Origin of the sequence: Burkholderia sp. Ax-1719, from assembly GCF_011753055.1 — a bacterium.
Taxonomy (GTDB): Bacteria; Pseudomonadota; Gammaproteobacteria; order Burkholderiales; family Burkholderiaceae; genus Paraburkholderia.
In genome coordinates this window covers 207,213-224,055 of the sequence record NZ_VWWJ01000006.1, presented here as the reverse complement: position 1 = coordinate 224,055, position 16,843 = coordinate 207,213, and the positions used below count along the sequence as shown (strand labels likewise).

The following is a 16,843-nucleotide window of genomic DNA, read 5'->3' as shown; positions in this document are numbered from 1 at the left end:
GGAACGATCCGCGCATGGCGCTTGCTCAAACCTGCTGAACCCGCGCCTGCGCGCGGAAATCGCGTGTAACGACTGCGCAACCCGAAAGGATTCCAGCCCGATGACGATCCGCGTCCTGCATGTAGCCAGCGAACTCTATCCCCTCCTCAAGACCGGCGGTCTCGCCGATGTGACGGCCGCCCTGCCCGCCGCCCTGATCGAACTGGGCGCCGACGCACGCGTGCTGCTGCCCGGCTTTGCGGGCGTGGCGACGGGCCTGACCGACCTGCGCCCGATCGCGCGGCTGGAGCGCAGCTTCGGCACCGGCGAGGCCACGCTCGAACTGGGACGACTGCCCGGCAACGATCTGCCGGTCTACATGATCCGCGCCGACGCCTTCTACGCCCGCCCCGGCAACCCGTATCTGGACGACGAGCACGTGCCCTACGGCGACAACGCCCAGCGCTTCGCCCTGCTCGGCTGGGCGGCCGCGCAGCTTGCCCAGCATCTCGATCCCGACTGGGCGCCGCACATCGTGCACGCGCACGACTGGCACGCGGGTCTGGCGGGCGCGTATCTGCGCGCGGCGGCGCGCGAACGCGGCACGACAGGCACACCCGGCACTCCACCGGCGCGCAGCGTCTTCACGATCCACAACCTCGCCTACCAGGGCATCTTCCCGGCCCAGCAATTCGGCGAACTGGGCCTGCCGCCGGACTTTTTCGACATGCATGGCGTCGAGTTCTACGGCCAGTTGTCGTTTCTCAAAGCGGGCCTCTTTTACGCCGACAAGATCACCACCGTCAGCCCGACCTATGCGCGCGAGATCCAGACGGTCGCTCAGGGCGGCGGTCTCGAAGCGCTGCTCAAGGGGCGCGCGCATGATCTCGTCGGCATTCTCAACGGTGTGGATTACCAGGTGTGGAGCCCGGCCGGCGACGAGGCCATCGCCGCGCGTTACTCGGTCACGCGCATGAGCGGCAAGCTGCGCTGCAAGGCGGCGCTGCAGCAGCGCTTCAATCTCACCCAGAAACACGATGCGCCGATCTTTGGCGTGGTGAGCCGTCTGACCGAGCAGAAAGGTCTCGATCTGCTGCTCGCGGCGCTGCCCGACATCGTCTCGCGCGGCGGCCAACTGGTCGTGCTCGGCACCGGCGACGCGAGTCTCGAACAAGGCTTCGCGCGCGCGGCGCGTCAGCATCCCGAGTCCGTGGCGGTCGAACTGGGCTTCGACGAAACGCTCGCGCACGAGATCGTCGCGGGCGCGGACGTCATGATGGTGCCGTCGCGCTTCGAACCTTGCGGCCTCACGCAGCTCTACGCGCTCGCCTATGGCGCGCTGCCGCTCGTGCACCGCGTAGGCGGTCTCGCCGATACGGTCACGGACGCCTCGCTCGAAAATCTCGCCGACGGCACCGCCACCGGCTTCGTGTTCGAGCGCTTCGAGCCCGACGCGCTCACGGCCGCGATCCGCCGCGCCTTCGCCTTGTACGGGCGCAGCCGCGACTGGCGCGAAACGCGCGCGCGCGGCATGCGCGAGGATTTCGGCTGGGCGGCTTCGGCGCAGCGCTACATGGCGCTTTATCGCGAACTGGTCTGAGCGCCGCGCGCGCATCGGGCCAGTCCACAAGTCCAATGCGCGCAACACTCCGCGCACGCGCCCATCGACCGGGCGCAATGAATTCGGTTATCGTTGCTGCACGCGCACAAACGCCGTGCAGCAGGCGGTATGGGCGTCAGCCCGCCCTCGCCCGCCGTTGAACAGCGAAACGGCCTCATCCCAGGCAGACCGAAACGACCATGAAAAACGTATTGAGCATCCAGTCGCACGTCGTGTTCGGCCATGCGGGCAATAGCGCCGCCGTGTTTCCCATGCGCCGTCTGGGCGTGAACGTGTGGCCGCTCAACACCGTGCAGTTCTCGAATCACACGCAATACGGCCACTGGACCGGCAGCGCGATCGACGCCGGGCAGATGGTGGAACTGGTCGAAGGCATCGGCGCAATCGGCGTGCTGCCGCGTTGCGACGCCGTGCTCTCCGGCTACCTCGGCACGCCCGAGCAGGCGCAGTCGGTGATCGACGTGGTACGCGCCGTGAAAGCCGCCAACCCGCAGGCGCGCTATTTCTGCGACCCGGTGATGGGCACGCTCAACGCCACGGGCGGCGCAGCGGGTTGCCGCGTCGAGCCCGGCATCCAGGCTTTTCTCGTCACGCAGATGCCCGAAGTGGCCGACGCGATGATGCCCAATCACAGCGAACTGCAGCGCCTCGTCGGACGGGAGCTGGAGACCGCCGAGGAAGCCGTCGACGCCTGCCGCGAACTGATCGCGCGCGGCCCCAGGCTCGTCCTCGTCAAGCATCTGCTCGACCGCAACAGTCCCGCCGACACCTTCAACATGCTGGTGGTCACCGAGCGCGAAGCATGGCTGGCACAACGCCCGCTCTACCCGTTTGCGCGCCAGCCGGTCGGCGTGGGCGACATCACCAGCGCGATTTTCGTCGCGCGCCTGATGCTTGGCGATACGCTCAAACGCGCCTTCGAACATACGCTTGCGGCCGTCAATGCGGTCGTCAAGACGACCTATGACGCGGGACGCTACGAGCTGGAAATCGTCGCCGCGCAGGATCAGATCGCGCGCCCGCGCGAGTGGTTCGACGCCTGGACGGTCGATCTGGTCTGAGCTTTCCGACGGTGGCGTTTGCGCGGGCACGTGGCTAAGCCGACGCCTAACCGACGCCAAACCACGGCCAGCCGGCGCGGCGCATCCTATAATGCGATCCGCATGTGCACGCGGCCAGCCGTTTGTCCGGCGTTCTGCGCCGCGTCGCCTACCGTCTTAGTTGAAGCCAGATCAGTAAAGAGATTGACCGATGTCCGATTCCATCCGTAGCGAACAGGAAGAATATTTCGAGCAGCTGTGCCTTGCCGTCGATGGCGGTGAAACGCACGAGCAGGAAGCGATCGAATATTTCGAAGAGCATAGCCATGACGCTGATTTCGACGCCGCCCAGTGGCTCGATATCGCGCTCTACCACGCCCCCGACGTCGCGCGCGGCATCATCGATTTCGTCGATGCCGAAGACCGCGAGCGCAGCGACATCGCCCAGACCATCGCCGACAACCTCGACATCGCCTATGGCGACGACGACTGCGCACGCTTCGAGGCGATCATCCGCTTTGCGCTGGCCAACGGCGTGCCGGTGGACCTGGACGTGGTGCTCGACGGCTGCAACCGCGCACTGGACGATCTCGAAGGCTGGGCCACCGAAGGCGCCATGGCGCCGCTGGTGCAATTGCGCGACACGCTGCTCGCGCTGCAATCCGGCTACTAGGCCGCCAGCCCGTCGGGGCCGCGGAGCCCAGGCCCGGCCGGGCGTCACGCCAGCCTGTTATATTGCGCTCACGCCCGCCGGGCGCGCTCACTCGCCAAAGCGACCGCCAATCCAGCAGCACATTCAGCCGCATCGCCGCAAGACTGCTTCGCCATGATGGCGCGCCCCTGCCCCAACAGCTTCGCGCAACCGTAATAAACAAGAACACCGCCGCGCCCGCACAGCGCCAGGAGTCACGATGAGACCGCGCCACACTTCCAGCGTCGATCCGCGCCCGCCTTCGCGCGAGCGCCGCGTCGCGCTCTTCGCACTATGCGCGGGCGCGCTCGCGTGCGCCCTCGCCGCCGCGCCGGGCGCAACCGTGCGCGCAGCCGGCCCGCTCACGGTTCGCATCGGCTTCGTCGCCCCGCTTTCCGGCGACTACGCGAATTACGGCCACGACCTGCAGAACGGCGTGCAACTCGCGCTGGACGACGCCAACGCGCAGGGCATCAAGATCGGCGAGCAGACCGCGCATTTCGAACTGATCGCCATCGACGACCGCGCCGACCCGCGCCTGGGCGTGCAGGCCGCGGCGAAACTCGCGAACCAGAACGTGGCGGCCGTGGTCGGCCACTTCAATTCGGGCACGGCAATTCCGGCCTCGCGTATTTACGAAAGCGCCGGCATTCCGATGATCGACCCGGCCGCGACCAATCCCGTCATTACCTCGCAGGGCTTTGCCAACACCTTCACGGTGATCGCCAACGACGCGCAGAACGCGGGCATCGCGGGCGCGTGGGCGGTCGAAGTCGTGAAGGCGCGGCGCATCGCCATCGTCGACGACCGGACCGCGTTCGGCCAGGGTGAAGCCGACGTGTTCGAGCGCACCGTCAAGGAACACGGCGGCAACGTGGTCGCGCGCGACTTCGCGCCGATCGAAGCGGGCGACTTTGGCCCGCAGCTCGCGCGCATCAAGGCCGCCGACGCCGATCTGCTCTACTTCGGCGGACTCGCGCGCCAGGCCGCGGCGCTCGTCAAACAGATGAAGGCGCGCAGCATGAACACGCAGTTCGTGGGCGGCGGCGGCGTGGCGATCCCCGATTTCGTGCAGCTCGCGGGGCCGGCCGGTGACGGCGCGCTTGCCTGGGAATACGGGCGGCCGCTGGCGCAACTGCCCGACGGCCCGCGTTTCGCGCAGAAGTTCAAGAGCCGCTTTGGCGCCGATGTGCTGGCCTATGCGCCGTTCAGCTATGACGCGACCTGGGCCGCGATTCACGCGATGACGGCGGCAAAGTCGGCGAATCCCGATGTGTTTCGCGCCACGCTCAAGTCGCTCTCCTTCGACGGCGTGACGGGCCACATTGCCTTCGACGACACCGGCGCGCTCAAGAACGGCACATCGACGCTTTATCAGGTCAAGCAAGGCGCCTGGGTGCCGGTGACGACGCGCGGCGGCTGAGCGGCCTTCGTCATTGAACCCTGGCGCGCACGACAATCTGTGCGTGCGCATCGCGCTGCATGCGCAGCAAGGCCTCGTGCATCTGCGCGAAATCCTCCGGCGTGCACATCTGCCGCCCGAAATGCGCCGACAGCTTGCGCGTGACCTCCACCGTGCGCGTGTCGCGATCGAATACGTAATGCGCGCTGTAGTCGAGCGGCGCGGCACTTGCAGCACTTGCCACACTCGCCACCACGTCGCGCGGCAAATCGGTCACGCGTGCGAATGCCGGCAGCGCGATGCGCGCGTGCTCCTCGAAATCCCCGCTGATGCAGGCCCACGGCTGCGTGCGCTTTTGCACCGCGAGCCAGTTGTCGAGCTGCGTGGTGATACCGCCCGACAGACTGCTTAAGGCGGGCAGCGCCGTGGTGCCGTCGGGCCAGACCACATGGTCGAGCGTGCCCTCGGTGGTGGCGGCGAACGGGCCGCCCATCGCGTCGAGTGCGCTCGTGCCCAGGCGCGCCGTGCCTGCCAGGCCGGTTTGCCGCAGGCGCTGCGCGGCGATCTGCTGCGCGCCCTGATGCGTGGCACGGCGAAAGGTATTGCGCTCCGTCTCGGCCAGCGCGCCCGCTTCCTCCACGCGATAGCGATACGACGCATTGCCGTCCTCGCCGACGTCGATGTCGAGTTGCGCCGAACGCGTGCGCGGCTGGGTCGCGGGCGTGCGCACCAGCACGCCTTCATCGACGAGCAGCGCCGGGCGATCCATCACGCCCGCAGGCAGAAAGCCGAAGGCCACGCCGCCCGACGAGGTATCGGCGAACACGCCCAGATCGGGCAGCCACGCGATCACGTGATTGATGGCCTCCTCGCCGTAGCCCGGCACCGAAGGCAGCGAATAGACCGGCCCGAGGTTGAGCAACGCGCCCTCGGCGCGAACGCCCACGGCCGCCAGCAACGCCGTGAAGAGCGCGACATGGTCCTTGCAGTCGCCGTAGCGGTCGCGCAGGATGTCGACCGCGCGATGCGGCGCGGCCGCCGTCGTGCCAAGAAAGAGCGCCACGTAGCGAATGTTCAGGCGCATCCAGTCGTAGATGCGCGCGGCCTTCTCGCGCGGGTCCGTCACGCCCGCCGTGAGCGAGCGCGCGAAGGCAGCGATGGCGGGATCGGTGGCGCTCGGGTCCGCGGCGGCCTCGCGATAGCGCGCGGCAAAGCTGGCGTAATCGGGCACGGTCGTCACCATCAGGCGCGCGCCCCAGTTCACACGCGCCACCGCCCCGGCTTCCAGCGGCGGTAACTGCCCCTGACGGAAATCGAAGGTATAGCGCGTGCGGCCGTTCTCGGTGACGGGCGGTTGCGCTTCGTAGCCGCGCGCATCGGCGTAAAGCGGCAGGTCGGCGGGCAGATCGAAGATCAGGCGCTGGAACTCGACCGGTTCGCCCGGCGGCTCGACGAAATACGAAAACGTGCCCGCCTGCAGCGCGTGACCGCGCCGCTTGTCGAACACCAGACGCACGCGCGCGCCCGGCTGCACACCTGGGAAAATGACGGTGCGCAGGACGCCGTCCTGGAAAGTCGGCGCGCCCGCCGAGCGCGGCTCCTGCACGTCGCGGATGCTGCTTGCGCCCACTTCGTGCACGTTGCCGTCAGGGTCGATGGTCTGCGCGCTGAGCGAAGTAATCGATTCGATATCCTTATTGAACCAGACATAGCGCTGCGCAACCGCATCGACGCCCGCCGTGGTGTTGGCCCGGATAGTCGAATCGTCGTGCTCCTCGCCCGAGCCGTCTTTCTGGATCACGAACAGGTGGACGTCACGTTCGAGCGTGGCGGGCGGCACGTCGTCGTCGATGGGCGTCTGGGCGTGCGCACAGGCGCTCGCAAGCGCGAATAACGCAGCACACAACGCAGCACACGCAAGCGCGCAGGCCGGGCGGAAGACGGCATAAGACGTTGAAAGCGATCGGGGCACCGGAACCTCGTTCGGACAATGGCGCGAGCCCCCGTTTTAGCACATTGCCGCCCGGCGCCCCGCTGCCTTAGCCCGCCAGCGCCTCGGTGGTCGCAAGCGAATGCAGCAACGACACGGCGATCCCCTGCGCCGCCAGCCTCACCTCGTCCAGCGATGCAAACGACGGCGCGATCCGCAGATGGCTGTCATGCGGATCGACGCCATAAGGGAACGCCGCGCCCGCGGGCGTGAGCACGAGCCCCGCCTCTGCCGCAAGTTCGACGGTGCGCCGCGCATGGCCGGGTGGCACATAGAGGCTGATGAAATAGCCGCCTTGCGGCACATTCCAGCGCACGCCCCGCACGTTGGCGAGATGTTCGCGCAACACCGCATCGACGGCAGCGAACTTTGGCGCCAGCAGCGCACGATGGCGGGCCATCAGTGCGTCGAGCGTCGCGCGGTCGCGCAGGTAGCGCACGTGCCGCAACTGGTTGAGTTTGTCCGGCCCGATCGTGCGAAACGACGCGCAGCGCTGCCACCAGGCCACGTTGCGCGGCGACGCGGCCAGCCAGGCCATCCCGCCGCCCGCAATCGTCACCTTCGACAGCGAGGCGAACATCAGCACCCGATCGGCATGGCCCGCCGCCGCGCTTGCCGCGAGCACGTCGAGCGTCGCGTGCGCCGTATCGGTCAGATGATGGAATCGGTAGGCGTCGTCCCAGAACAGGCGGAAGTCCGGCGCGGCGGTGGGCATGGCGGCGAGGCGGCGCACCACGTCATCGGCGTAGATCGCGCCCGTTGGGTTGCTGTAGAGCGGCATGCACCACATGCCCTTGATCGAGGCGTCCTCGCGCACGAGCGATTCGACGATCTCCATATCGGGCCCGTCGTCGCGCATCGGCACGGCAATCATGCGAACGCCCAACGCCTCGCAGATTGCGAAGTGCCGGTCGTAACCCGGGGCGGGGCAAAGAAATGCGATGTCGCCCTGCGCGCGCCACGGGGCGCTGCGTTCGCCAGCGTTGCCTTGCGGCACGCCGTGCAGCAAGGCAAATGCCAGCGCATCGTGCATCAGTTCGAGACTGGAGTTGCCGGCCGCCACCACCTGCGCGGGCGGCGCGCCCAGCAAATCGCCGCCCAGTTCGCGCGCCTCGGGCAGTCCCAGCAACAGGCCATAGTTGCGGCAGTCGAAGCCATCACGTGCGCGATAGCCCGCCTGCCCCGCCTCGTCGATCAAGGCCTGCGAGAGATCGAGCTGTTCGGGCGCGGGCTTGCCGCGTGAAAGATCCAGACGCATCTGCAGTTGCCGGAATCGTTCGTAGTTCAAAACATCGGGCGGGCTTGTCGACATGGCGTTCCCCGGTTTGGGCGGTCAGTGGCGTGATCGGATCCGATCGCAGCGGATACAGGCCAGCATACGGACGTCGCCATCTTCAGACAAACGCGTTATATTGAACTTTTCAATCAGATTTTCTGATAGCAACCTGCTTTTCAGCCCAAGTTCATGAAGACCCTCGATCTCGACGTGCTCGCCATGGTGGTGGCCGTGGCCGACGCCGGCAGCTTCGTGCGTGGCGCGGCGCTCGTGCATCGCTCGCAGGCGGCCGTGTCGATGCAGATCCGTGCGCTCGAAGAGGCGATCGGCAAACCGCTCTTTATCCGCGCGCCGCGCAACGTCACACCCACGCCCGACGGCCACACGCTGATTGGCTATGCGCGTCGCATGCTGGCACTGCGCGACGAGGCGTGGGCCTCGCTGGCGCATCCCGAAGTCAAGGGCCGCGTGTCGATCGGCATGCCCGACGATTACGCGTCGTCGCTGCTGCCGCCGGTGCTGCGCAAGTTCTCGGCGAACTGGCCGAAGGTGGAAATCCAGGTGGTGGGGCTGCCCAGCAGCGCACTCGCGCCGCTGGTGCGCGAGAACAAGATCGATCTGGCCTGCGTGACCAGCACGACGGGTTCCGGCGGGCTGGCAGGCGAATTTATCCGTTTCGAGCCGATGGTATGGGCCGGGCCGCCCGCAGGCGTGAGCGCGGCGATTGGCCGGGAAATCTGGCGCGAGCGTCCGTTACCGATCGCGCTCTTTAGCGCGGGCAGCGTGGCGCGCGAAAACGCCATCGAAGCGCTCGAACGCGAGCGCATCACCTATCGCACTTCATACGAAAGCCCGAGCCTGATGGGTCTGTGCAGCATGGTGGCGGCGGGTCTCGCGGTCGCGCCGCTTGCACGCTGCGCCGTGCCCGAAACCTTCGTGACGCTCGGCCGCCAGCACGGCCTGCCCGAATTGCCGGAGCTTGAAGTGGTGCTCGCGCGCAGCGCGCGCTCGAACCGGCCGCCCTGCGACTTTCTCGCCGAGCAGATTCTCGCGGAACTGCGCGTTTAAGCGCGTGTGAAAGCGCGCACGCCCGCTTCAGGGTTCTTCGTCACCCGTGCGCGTGAGCAGCGCGTAGAGGCGCGACACGTGGCGCAGCAGCAACTCGCGATGCTTCTCGATCTGCTCCAGTCGGCCTTCGAGATCGGCGCGCACGTGTTCGTCGGTCTCGGCCTGCGCGATGACGTCCTCGATGCGCGCACGCAACGCGCCAGGCTCCACCGGCAGCATGCTCAGATGGCGTTCGAGCTTGCGCACATCCTGCGCAGCCAGATCGCGGATCTTGCGCGTGCCCGCCGGGCGCTTTGCCGCGCCTGCTTGAGTCCCGCCGGGGACCTCGGCCCGGTTGCCCGCGCGCTGGCCGAAAATCGGCTCGGCGCGCAGCACCGGCGCCTTGCGCACCGGGTGCGCCGTACCGCGAAAGCGCGCGTGCGGCGCTTCGTCGGCGATGGCGGCGCGCGCCTGCGGTGGCACCTCGGCCGCCTCGTGGCGCTCGTCCATCCAGCCTTCGGGCAGGCCCGTCACGGCCTCCACGCCGCGCACGAACTCCGCGCTGAAATCGCGCCGTCCGGACACGATCAGCTTCATATAGCTCTCGGAAAACGTCATCATCCGCGCGAGACGCGTGACCGCGCCCACTTCGCGGGTGAGCATCGCGAGATTCGCGCGCCACACGGGCATGAGCGCTGCTCCGGAGTCTTCCATCGCTCAGGTCCTCCCTTCTGGGCCAATCTTGCCTGGCCAATTCCTCAAGGTTAGCTGCATCGCAAGGCATGATGCAACCCGCGTGCCGCAGTTCGATAGCTGCGTCACAATCGGTCACAACCGAAAGGAAAATGAGAGCAATGCGTTTTCAACCGCTTTAAAGCGGGGTCGAAACGTTAGATGGTGACTTCGCTGCCCGATAATGCTTCGGACTGCGTGATAACCCGTCGCGGGTCAGAAGTGCCCGGTGAAGCGATACCGGCTGCCCGGATGCCAGAGATTGGCCACTGATGCCACCGCCTGGCGCGACCACGTGCGGCGATGCAGCACGAGGCAAGGCTCGGCGGCCTTCATCGCCAGATGCGCGCGTGTGTCGTCTTCGGGTGCGAGCGCCTCGATGCGGTACTCCACGCGCTGCAAAGGCGCGACGCGCACGAGGTACTGGTTTGGCGTGGTCTGGGTGAAATCCTGCTGCGTGTAGTCGGGCGCGAGCGCGGGATTGACCCAGCGTTCTTCCAGCTGCACGGGTTCGTCGTTCTCGAAGTGCAGCACGCGCGAACGGAACAGCGTTGCGCCTGCGCGCAGGCCCATTTCGTCGGCGAGTGCATCGTCGGCGTCGATCGCGCCGATTTCCAGCACCTGCGCGCGATAGGCGTGACCGCGCGCGAGGATTTCGTCGGAGATACTGCGGATCGCCACCAGCGTCGATTCGTACTTCGGACGCGCGACAAAGGTGCCCGCGCCCTGCACGCGCGTGAGCACCTGTTCGGCGGTCAGCTCGCGCAGCGCGCGGTTCACGGTCATGCGCGCGACCTTGAAATCGCGCGCCAGTTCGTTCTCCGACGGCACCTGGTCGCCCTCGCCCCACTCGCCCGCATGAATGCGCGCGAGGATGAAGTCCTTGATGCCCTGGTATGCGGGTGCGTTCATCGTGAATTCGGCGCGAGCTCCTCACAAAGCCCGCGCCTGCCGCGCTTAACGCGCTTCCGACTCGAACGAGAACGGGCTGTGCGCCGCGATCGTGCCGTTCTGCACAAGCTGCGTCATCGCCGCGATATCGGGCGCGAAGTAGCGGTCCAGATCGTAGTGCGGCACTTCGCTGCGCACCGCCTGCATCACGTGATGCAATGCCGGGCTGGTGGCGTGCGGCGCGCGCAGATCCACGCCCTGGGCCGCGGCCAGCAGTTCGATCGAGAGGATGTTGGCGGTGTTGTCGGCGATATCGGCGAGCTTGCGCGCGGCGAAGGTCGCCATCGACACGTGGTCTTCCTGGTTTGCCGAAGTGGGCAGCGAATCCACCGAAGCCGGATGCGCCAGCGTCTTGTTTTCCGAAGCCAGCGCTGCAGCCGTCACGTGCGCGATCATGAAGCCCGAGTTCACGCCGCCATCCTTGACGAGGAACGGCGGCAGGCCCGACAGCGTCGCATCGATCAGGAGTGCGATGCGGCGCTCGGCGAGTGCGCCGATTTCAGCGGCGGCCAGCGCGAGATTGTCGGCGGCGAAAGCGACCGGTTCGGCGTGGAAATTGCCGCCCGAGAGCACTTCGTGCGTTTCCGGGAAGATCAGCGGATTGTCCGACACGGCGTTGGCTTCGATCAGCAGCACATTGGCGGCATGGCGCATCTGGTCCAGACATGCGCCCATCACCTGCGGCTGGCAGCGCAGCGAGTACGGGTCCTGCACCTTGTCGCAATCCTGATGCGACAGGTTGATCGCCGAGCCTTCGAGCAGCGCGCGATACGCCGCCGCCGCCTCGATCTGGCCGCGATGACCGCGCAGTTCGTGGATGCGCGCATCGAAGGGCTTCACCGAACCGGCCGCCGCGTCCACGCAGAGCGCGCCCGACACCAGCGCCGTGCGGTACAGGTCTTCGATCGCGAACATGTTGTAGAGCGCGAGCGCCGTGGAGGCCTGCGTGCCGTTGAGCAGCGCGAGACCTTCCTTCGCTTGCAGCGTGAGCGGCTTGAGACCGGCGATAGCCAGACCCGCTTCGGCGCTGGCGCGCTCACCACGGATGAACACTTCGCCGATGCCGAGCAGCACCGCCGACATATGCGCGAGCGGCGAAAGATCGCCGGAAGCGCCCACCGAACCCTTCACGGGAATCAGCGGCAGGACGTCGGCGTTGAACAGGGTGATCAGCGCATCCATCACTTCGCGGCGGATGCCCGAGTGGCCGCGGCCAAGGCTGGAAAGCTTGAGCGCCATCAGCAGACGAACGACCGGACGCGACATCGGCTCGCCCACGCCCACTGCGTGCGAAAGCACCAGATTGCGCTGCAGCAGTTCGAGCTGGTCGGTCGGGATATGCGTGCTGGCGAGGCGGCCGAAGCCCGTGTTGATGCCGTAGGCGGGCTCGCCCTTGGCCGTGATTTCGGCGACGGCGCGCGCGCCCGCGTCGATCGCGGCAAAGCTTGCGGGGTCGAGTTCGAGTTTGACCGACTCGCGAGCGATTTGGCGCAGTTGCGGCAGGGTCAGATGGCCGGGCGTAAGGAGCATGATCGAATCCTGTCTATACAAGTGACGGGCAGTCTAGCCTGGCGCGCCTGTATAGACAACCTCCCTCCCCCTTCCGCCGACCTGGGACTATCCACTAGCTTGCGCTCTGCGCGCGCCGGTCCGCTATGGCTCCAGGCGCCCGGCGATGAACGCCAGAAAGCACTGCACGCGCGCGGCCAGCGCGGCGCTGCGGTAGTAGACCGCGTGGATTGGCTGGCGCTCGGCGAGCAGTGCGTCGTCGAGGAGGGTCACGAGGCGGCCCGCCGCGCGGTCGGCGGCGGTCATGAAATCGGACAGGCAGGCAATGCCCGCGTCGCCCAGCGCAAGCTGACGGATGGTCTCGCCGCTCGACGCCGCGAGCGCGGGCTGGATCGCGAGACCTTCGTTGGCGTCGTCGCCGAAGAGTGCGCCCTGTGTTTCCTCTCCCGAAGGCGCGGGTTGCAGACGCAGCGGCCAGCGGTTCAGTTGCGCAGGCGCGGTAAAGCCGATCAGCCGATGCGCGCGCAACGCCTCCAGCGTGCGCGGCGTGCCCTGCGCCTTGAGATACGCGGGACTCGCCACCACGCGGCGGCGGCTCACGCCAAGCGAGCGCGCATGCAATGTCGAATCCTGCAGCGCACCGATGCGAATCGCGATATCCACGCGCTGCTCCAGCAGATCGACGATGCGCTCGTTACTCGTGAGTTCGAGCTGGATATCCGGATAGCGCGCGGCAAACGCCGTCATATGCGGCACGATGCAGTGAAGCATGAACGGCGTGGCCGCATCCACGCGCAGACGCCCGGACGGCTGTTCGCGATGGCGCGTCACCGCCTCTTCGGCATCTTCCATCGCAGCGAGAATGGCGCGCGCGCGTTCGAGAAAGAGCTCGCCCTCCTCGGTCAATTGCAGGCGGCGCGTGGTGCGCAGAATCAGCGCCACGCCCAGTTGCTTTTCGAGGCGCGTGAGCGCACGGCTCACGCCGGACACGGTCTGCTGAAGTTTTTCGGCGGCGGCGGTGATCGACCCCGCATCGATCACGGTGACGAATACGAGCAATTCGTCGGTCGAGGTTTTCATTGTTGATCCGCAGTCAAGATTCATTTGAGACTAACACGGTTTTTGCAAGACCCAAATGCCCCGATACTGGCTTCCGTACTGAATCACGGACTCAAGGAACAACCCATGAAAGTATTCGTCACAGGCGCAGGCGGCTTTATCGGCGGCACGATTGCCGCGCATCTGGCGCGTGCGGGCCATGAAGTGCGCGGCCTCGTGCGCCGCCAGGAACAGTTCGCCGATCTCGAAGCGCTTGGCATCGCACCGGTCGCGGGCGACCTCGACGATCGCGAAGTGCTGATGCGCGAAGCGCGCGCCGCCGACGCCGTCATCAACGCCGCCAGCAGCGACCATCGCGGCGCGGTCGAAGCGCTGCTTGAGGCGCTCGAAGGCTCGGGCAAGACGTTGCTGCATACGAGCGGTTCGAGCATCGTCGGCGATGTTTCGGGCGGCGAAGCCACCGACAGGATCTACTACGAAGACGCCCTGCCCGCCCCGACGCCCGACAAGGCGGCGCGCGTAGCCATCGACGATCTCGTGCTGGCCGGCGCGCAGCGCGGCGTGAAGAGCGCGGTGCTCTGCAACACGCTGATTTACGGCGTGGGTGCGGTGCCGGGCGCGGCCAGCGTGCAGTTGCCGCGGCTCATCCGTCAGGCGCAGAAGAGCGGCGTGATGCGTCATGTCGGACGCGGACTGAACATCTGGTCGAACGTCCACGTCGACGATGTCGCCGAGCTTTACCGTCTGGCGCTTGAGAAAACCCCTGCGGGCACGTTCTATTTCGTCGAAAGCGGCGAAGCGGATTTCCGCACCATGACCGCCGCGCTCGCGCAGAAGATGGGGCTGGGCGCGCCGCAGGACTGGCCGCTCGAACAGGCTATCGAGGAATGGGGCTATGAAATGGCTTCGTATGGTCTGGGCTCGAACAGCCGCGTGCGCGGCGAGCGCGCGCGCAAGCTGCTGGGATGGACACCGAAGCGTACCTCGGTAACGGACTGGATCCGTGACGAGATGCCGGTCGGTTAAGGCGGAATACAAGCCCGTTTGCAGGCCACCGCAAAAATACGTGGCCGGCAACACAGTATTGTTGCGTATCCGTAAGGTCGATCCGATAAAATCGCGCCGGTTTGCACTATCTGCCGGCGCGATTTTCTGCCCGGCCTCCGGATACGCCGATGCTTCTCGCGCTGAACTTCGACTGGCTGACCAATCTGCTCGCCATTCTGTTCGTGGTCGCGTGCCTCTATGACGCGCGCTACGACGAATATGGCACGCTGACGCTCGCCGCTGCCGCGATGGGACTGATCGTGATGGCGATCGAAGTCCTGCTACGCCCCGCTTTCGAAATGTCCCTCTGAGGCACGAAGGCGCGCGGCTTCGTTGTACTTACAATCGCTTTCCAGCGGCTTTCGCCATCCTGTCCTGCGTTTTTCCCTATGAAGGCTTCTGCTCGTGCGAGCAGCACGCGTGCTGTTGCGGGGCGTCCTCATAGCGGTCATGGTGGCGCATCCATTCGCCCATGTTCTGCTTTTCGTTGCGTCCCTTCGGCGTGAATTCGAGCATCGCATAGGTGCCCAGCGCCATCTCCACGCCACGCGCATACGCCGAATACGTGTGATAGACGTTGCCGTTTTCATCGCGATAAAACGCGCTGATGCCGGGCAATTCGTCGCTCATGTATTCCTGCTCCACGTAGTTGTAGACCGCTTTGCCGCGCGCCTTGTCAGCCTCGCTGAACGAGACGCGGTAATCGAAGTTGAAGTCGCTGCCGAACGACGACACCCACGGAAAATGCCAGCCCATGCGCTTTTTAAAGGCTTCGATCTTTGCGAGCGGCGCGCGCGAGACCGCCACGTAAGTCACGTCGTGATGCTCCAGATGCACCAGCATGCCGTCGATGTGATCGGAGATAAACGAGCAACCGGGGCAGCCCTCTTCCCAATCCGGTCCCAGCATGAAGTGGTAAGTGAGCAACTGGCTGCGCGGCCCGAATAGCTGTGCGAGCGTGCGCTCTCCCTGGGGCGTCTCGAAGGTGTAGCGCTTTTCCACCTTCACCCACGGCAGCGCCATGCGTTTGGCCACCAGCGCGTCGCGTGCATGCGTGAAGGCGCGTTCTTCCGCGAGCAGCGCCTCGCGCGCCGTCATCCATTCGGCCTCCGAAACGATCTTGTGCGGTTCCATCATGTCTTCCTCCTTGCGGGTTTGCATCGGCTAATCCGGCAGATCCGGCTCAGGCGAATGCCGTCACTCGAACAGCTCCACCAGATGATCGAGCGCGCTCGACCAGCCTTCGCGGTGCGAATCGCGCGCCGCTTCGTCGAAGAAACGTTCGTGGCGCAGCATCAGTTCCGTGGTGCCGCCGTCGGCGCGCAGCGTCACGCTCACGCGCGATTCACGCTCCGGCGTGCTGCGCCATGCCCACGTGAAAACGAGCTTCGATTCCGGCACCACCTCCAGATACGTGCCGCTCACGTCGTGCTCCTCGCCGTCGGGCGAGCGCATCAGCACGCGAAAGCGCCCGCCCACGCGCACGTCCGCCTCGGCATGCAGGCAGAGGGTGTCGAGCGGGTGCATCCAGCGCATCAGTTGCGCGGCTTGCGTCCATGCCGCGTAGACCTTCGCGGCGCTCGCGTTGATACGACGCCGGAGGATGAGGCTGGGGGCATCGGGACTGATAGCGGCGCCTGCGCGACCTGCGCCGCTGCTTCCGGCATCGGCTTCGGCTGGGGTGTGGGTTGACATGCGTCCTCCTCCACGAATGCGGCCAGACGATCGAGCGCGCCATTCCAGAAGCGCTCATAGTGCGCGAGCCATTGCATCGCGTCCTCCATCGGCCCGGCAGCGAGACGGCACGCCACCGTGCGCCCGGTTTTTTCGCGCGTGACGAGTCCGGCCTCGGCAAGCACATCCAGGTGCTTCATGACCGCGGGTAGCGAAATCGCAAAGGGCTGCGCGAGCGCGCTCACGGATAGCACCTCCTGCTGCGCGAGGCGCGCGAGCAAGGCTCGCCGGGTGGGGTCCGCCAGCGCCGCAAAGGTGCGGTTCAGCGCGTCGTCTTCATACTTAACCATGCGGTTAAGCATAGGTCGGCAGGCGACGATGTCAAGCTCGCCACTAGAATGAGGGTTGCCCGCCCATCCTTTTGAAGCGCACCATGCCGTCCAAAATCCGCAATTCGCTGCTCTGGATCTTCGACGCCCTTGAGCGCGAAGCCACCTACGTGCGCAAGCCGATGTTCGGCTGCGACGCCGCTTATGTGGACGGCCTGCTCTGCCTGATCGCCGCGGACCGCGCGAAGCCGTTCAACGGCTTGCTGGTGGCCACTTCGCGCGATCGTCAGGAGGCGCTGACCGGCGAATTCCCCGCGCTGCGTCCGCATCCCGTGCTCGGCAAATGGCTGTACGTGCCGCAGGACGATGCGGCCTTCGAAGACACCGCCGAAGCGCTGGTGGCGCTGGTGCTCGCGCGCGATCCGCGTGTGGGCGTCGAGCCCACACCGCGCAAACGCAGCCGCAAAAGCATCCTGCCGCAATAGGCCAACCGTTG

The 16,843-nt window shown here is 66.4% G+C and carries 17 protein-coding genes; 8 read left to right on the top strand and 9 right to left on the bottom strand.

What is annotated here, in order from left to right:
- The first annotated feature begins 100 nt into the window (after positions 1 to 100).
- The 4 genes from glgA to F3J17_RS14390 all read left to right on the top strand — a co-directional run bounded on the left by glgA (position 101) and on the right by F3J17_RS14390 (position 4,754).
- Positions 101 to 1,579, top strand: coding sequence for a glycogen synthase GlgA (gene glgA, locus F3J17_RS14405; RefSeq protein WP_167059389.1), 1,479 nt, complete (start codon positions 101 to 103; stop codon positions 1,577 to 1,579).
- 200 nt (positions 1,580 to 1,779) lie between these two features.
- On the top strand, positions 1,780 to 2,661 hold the full coding sequence (gene pdxY, locus F3J17_RS14400) for a pyridoxal kinase PdxY (protein ID WP_167059386.1): 882 nt from the start codon (positions 1,780 to 1,782) through the stop codon (positions 2,659 to 2,661).
- Positions 2,662 to 2,851: 190 nt separating this feature from the next.
- Positions 2,852 to 3,313 carry a hypothetical protein gene (locus F3J17_RS14395; protein ID WP_167059383.1) on the top strand — a complete coding sequence of 154 codons (462 nt, stop codon included), beginning with the start codon at positions 2,852 to 2,854 and terminating at the stop codon, positions 3,311 to 3,313.
- A 238-nt stretch (positions 3,314 to 3,551) separates the two neighbouring features.
- The gene (locus tag F3J17_RS14390) at positions 3,552 to 4,754 is read left to right on the top strand and encodes a branched-chain amino acid ABC transporter substrate-binding protein (RefSeq protein WP_167059380.1); all 1,203 of its coding nucleotides are present in this window, start codon (positions 3,552 to 3,554) and stop codon (positions 4,752 to 4,754) included.
- A gap of 10 nt (positions 4,755 to 4,764) precedes the next feature.
- Here the strand turns inward: F3J17_RS14390 and F3J17_RS14385 are convergent, their stop codons facing one another.
- Positions 4,765 to 6,639: a DUF3857 domain-containing protein gene (locus F3J17_RS14385; RefSeq protein ID WP_167059735.1), complete on the bottom strand. Its 1,875-nt coding sequence runs from the start codon at positions 6,637 to 6,639 to the stop codon at positions 4,765 to 4,767.
- Positions 6,640 to 6,772: 133 nt separating this feature from the next.
- On the bottom strand, positions 6,773 to 8,035 hold the full coding sequence (locus tag F3J17_RS14380) for an aminotransferase class I/II-fold pyridoxal phosphate-dependent enzyme (RefSeq protein ID WP_167059377.1): 1,263 nt from the start codon (positions 8,033 to 8,035) through the stop codon (positions 6,773 to 6,775).
- A gap of 153 nt (positions 8,036 to 8,188) precedes the next feature.
- On the opposite strand from F3J17_RS14380, the gene F3J17_RS14375 reads away from it, so the two are divergent.
- The gene (locus tag F3J17_RS14375) at positions 8,189 to 9,067 is read left to right on the top strand and encodes a LysR substrate-binding domain-containing protein (RefSeq protein ID WP_167059374.1); all 879 of its coding nucleotides are present in this window, start codon (positions 8,189 to 8,191) and stop codon (positions 9,065 to 9,067) included.
- 27 nt (positions 9,068 to 9,094) lie between these two features.
- On the opposite strand, the gene F3J17_RS14370 is transcribed toward F3J17_RS14375, so the two are convergent.
- The 4 genes from F3J17_RS14370 to F3J17_RS14355 all read right to left on the bottom strand — a co-directional run bounded on the left by F3J17_RS14370 (position 9,095) and on the right by F3J17_RS14355 (position 13,318).
- Positions 9,095 to 9,760: a hypothetical protein gene (locus F3J17_RS14370; RefSeq protein ID WP_167059371.1), complete on the bottom strand. Its 666-nt coding sequence runs from the start codon at positions 9,758 to 9,760 to the stop codon at positions 9,095 to 9,097.
- Positions 9,761 to 9,994: 234 nt separating this feature from the next.
- Entirely contained in the window at positions 9,995 to 10,690 is a 696-nt protein-coding gene (hutC, locus tag F3J17_RS14365) for a histidine utilization repressor (RefSeq protein ID WP_167059368.1), read from the bottom strand.
- Positions 10,691 to 10,735: 45 nt separating this feature from the next.
- The gene (gene hutH, locus F3J17_RS14360; RefSeq protein ID WP_345891198.1) at positions 10,736 to 12,262 is read right to left on the bottom strand and encodes a histidine ammonia-lyase; all 1,527 of its coding nucleotides are present in this window, start codon (positions 12,260 to 12,262) and stop codon (positions 10,736 to 10,738) included.
- A 120-nt stretch (positions 12,263 to 12,382) separates the two neighbouring features.
- Positions 12,383 to 13,318, bottom strand: coding sequence for a LysR substrate-binding domain-containing protein (locus F3J17_RS14355; RefSeq protein ID WP_167059362.1), 936 nt, complete (start codon positions 13,316 to 13,318; stop codon positions 12,383 to 12,385).
- Positions 13,319 to 13,423: 105 nt separating this feature from the next.
- Here F3J17_RS14355 and F3J17_RS14350 point away from each other — a divergent pair, with 105 nt between their 5' ends.
- Together F3J17_RS14350 and F3J17_RS14345 are read left to right on the top strand one after the other, a co-directional pair.
- Positions 13,424 to 14,323, top strand: coding sequence for an NAD-dependent epimerase/dehydratase family protein (locus F3J17_RS14350; RefSeq protein WP_167059360.1), 900 nt, complete (start codon positions 13,424 to 13,426; stop codon positions 14,321 to 14,323).
- A gap of 149 nt (positions 14,324 to 14,472) precedes the next feature.
- Positions 14,473 to 14,655 (top strand): hypothetical protein, encoded by a 183-nt coding sequence (locus tag F3J17_RS14345; protein WP_027821027.1) that lies wholly within the window; start codon positions 14,473 to 14,475, stop codon positions 14,653 to 14,655.
- 76 nt (positions 14,656 to 14,731) lie between these two features.
- Here F3J17_RS14345 and F3J17_RS14340 read toward each other — a convergent pair whose 3' ends face one another.
- From F3J17_RS14340 to F3J17_RS36590, 3 genes are all read right to left on the bottom strand, one after another.
- The gene (locus tag F3J17_RS14340) at positions 14,732 to 15,478 is read right to left on the bottom strand and encodes a thioredoxin family protein (protein ID WP_167059732.1); all 747 of its coding nucleotides are present in this window, start codon (positions 15,476 to 15,478) and stop codon (positions 14,732 to 14,734) included.
- A gap of 63 nt (positions 15,479 to 15,541) precedes the next feature.
- On the bottom strand, positions 15,542 to 15,934 hold the full coding sequence (locus F3J17_RS14335) for an SRPBCC family protein (RefSeq protein ID WP_345891197.1): 393 nt from the start codon (positions 15,932 to 15,934) through the stop codon (positions 15,542 to 15,544).
- Positions 15,880 to 16,368, bottom strand: a complete 489-nt coding sequence (locus tag F3J17_RS36590) for a metalloregulator ArsR/SmtB family transcription factor (RefSeq protein ID WP_167059357.1) — start codon at positions 16,366 to 16,368, stop codon at positions 15,880 to 15,882. Before F3J17_RS36590 ends, F3J17_RS14335 begins: the two co-directional genes overlap by 55 nt.
- An 83-nt stretch (positions 16,369 to 16,451) precedes the next feature.
- On the opposite strand from F3J17_RS36590, the gene F3J17_RS14325 reads away from it, so the two are divergent.
- Positions 16,452 to 16,832 (top strand): hypothetical protein, encoded by a 381-nt coding sequence (locus F3J17_RS14325; protein ID WP_167059354.1) that lies wholly within the window; start codon positions 16,452 to 16,454, stop codon positions 16,830 to 16,832.
- Positions 16,833 to 16,843 lie beyond the last annotated feature (11 nt).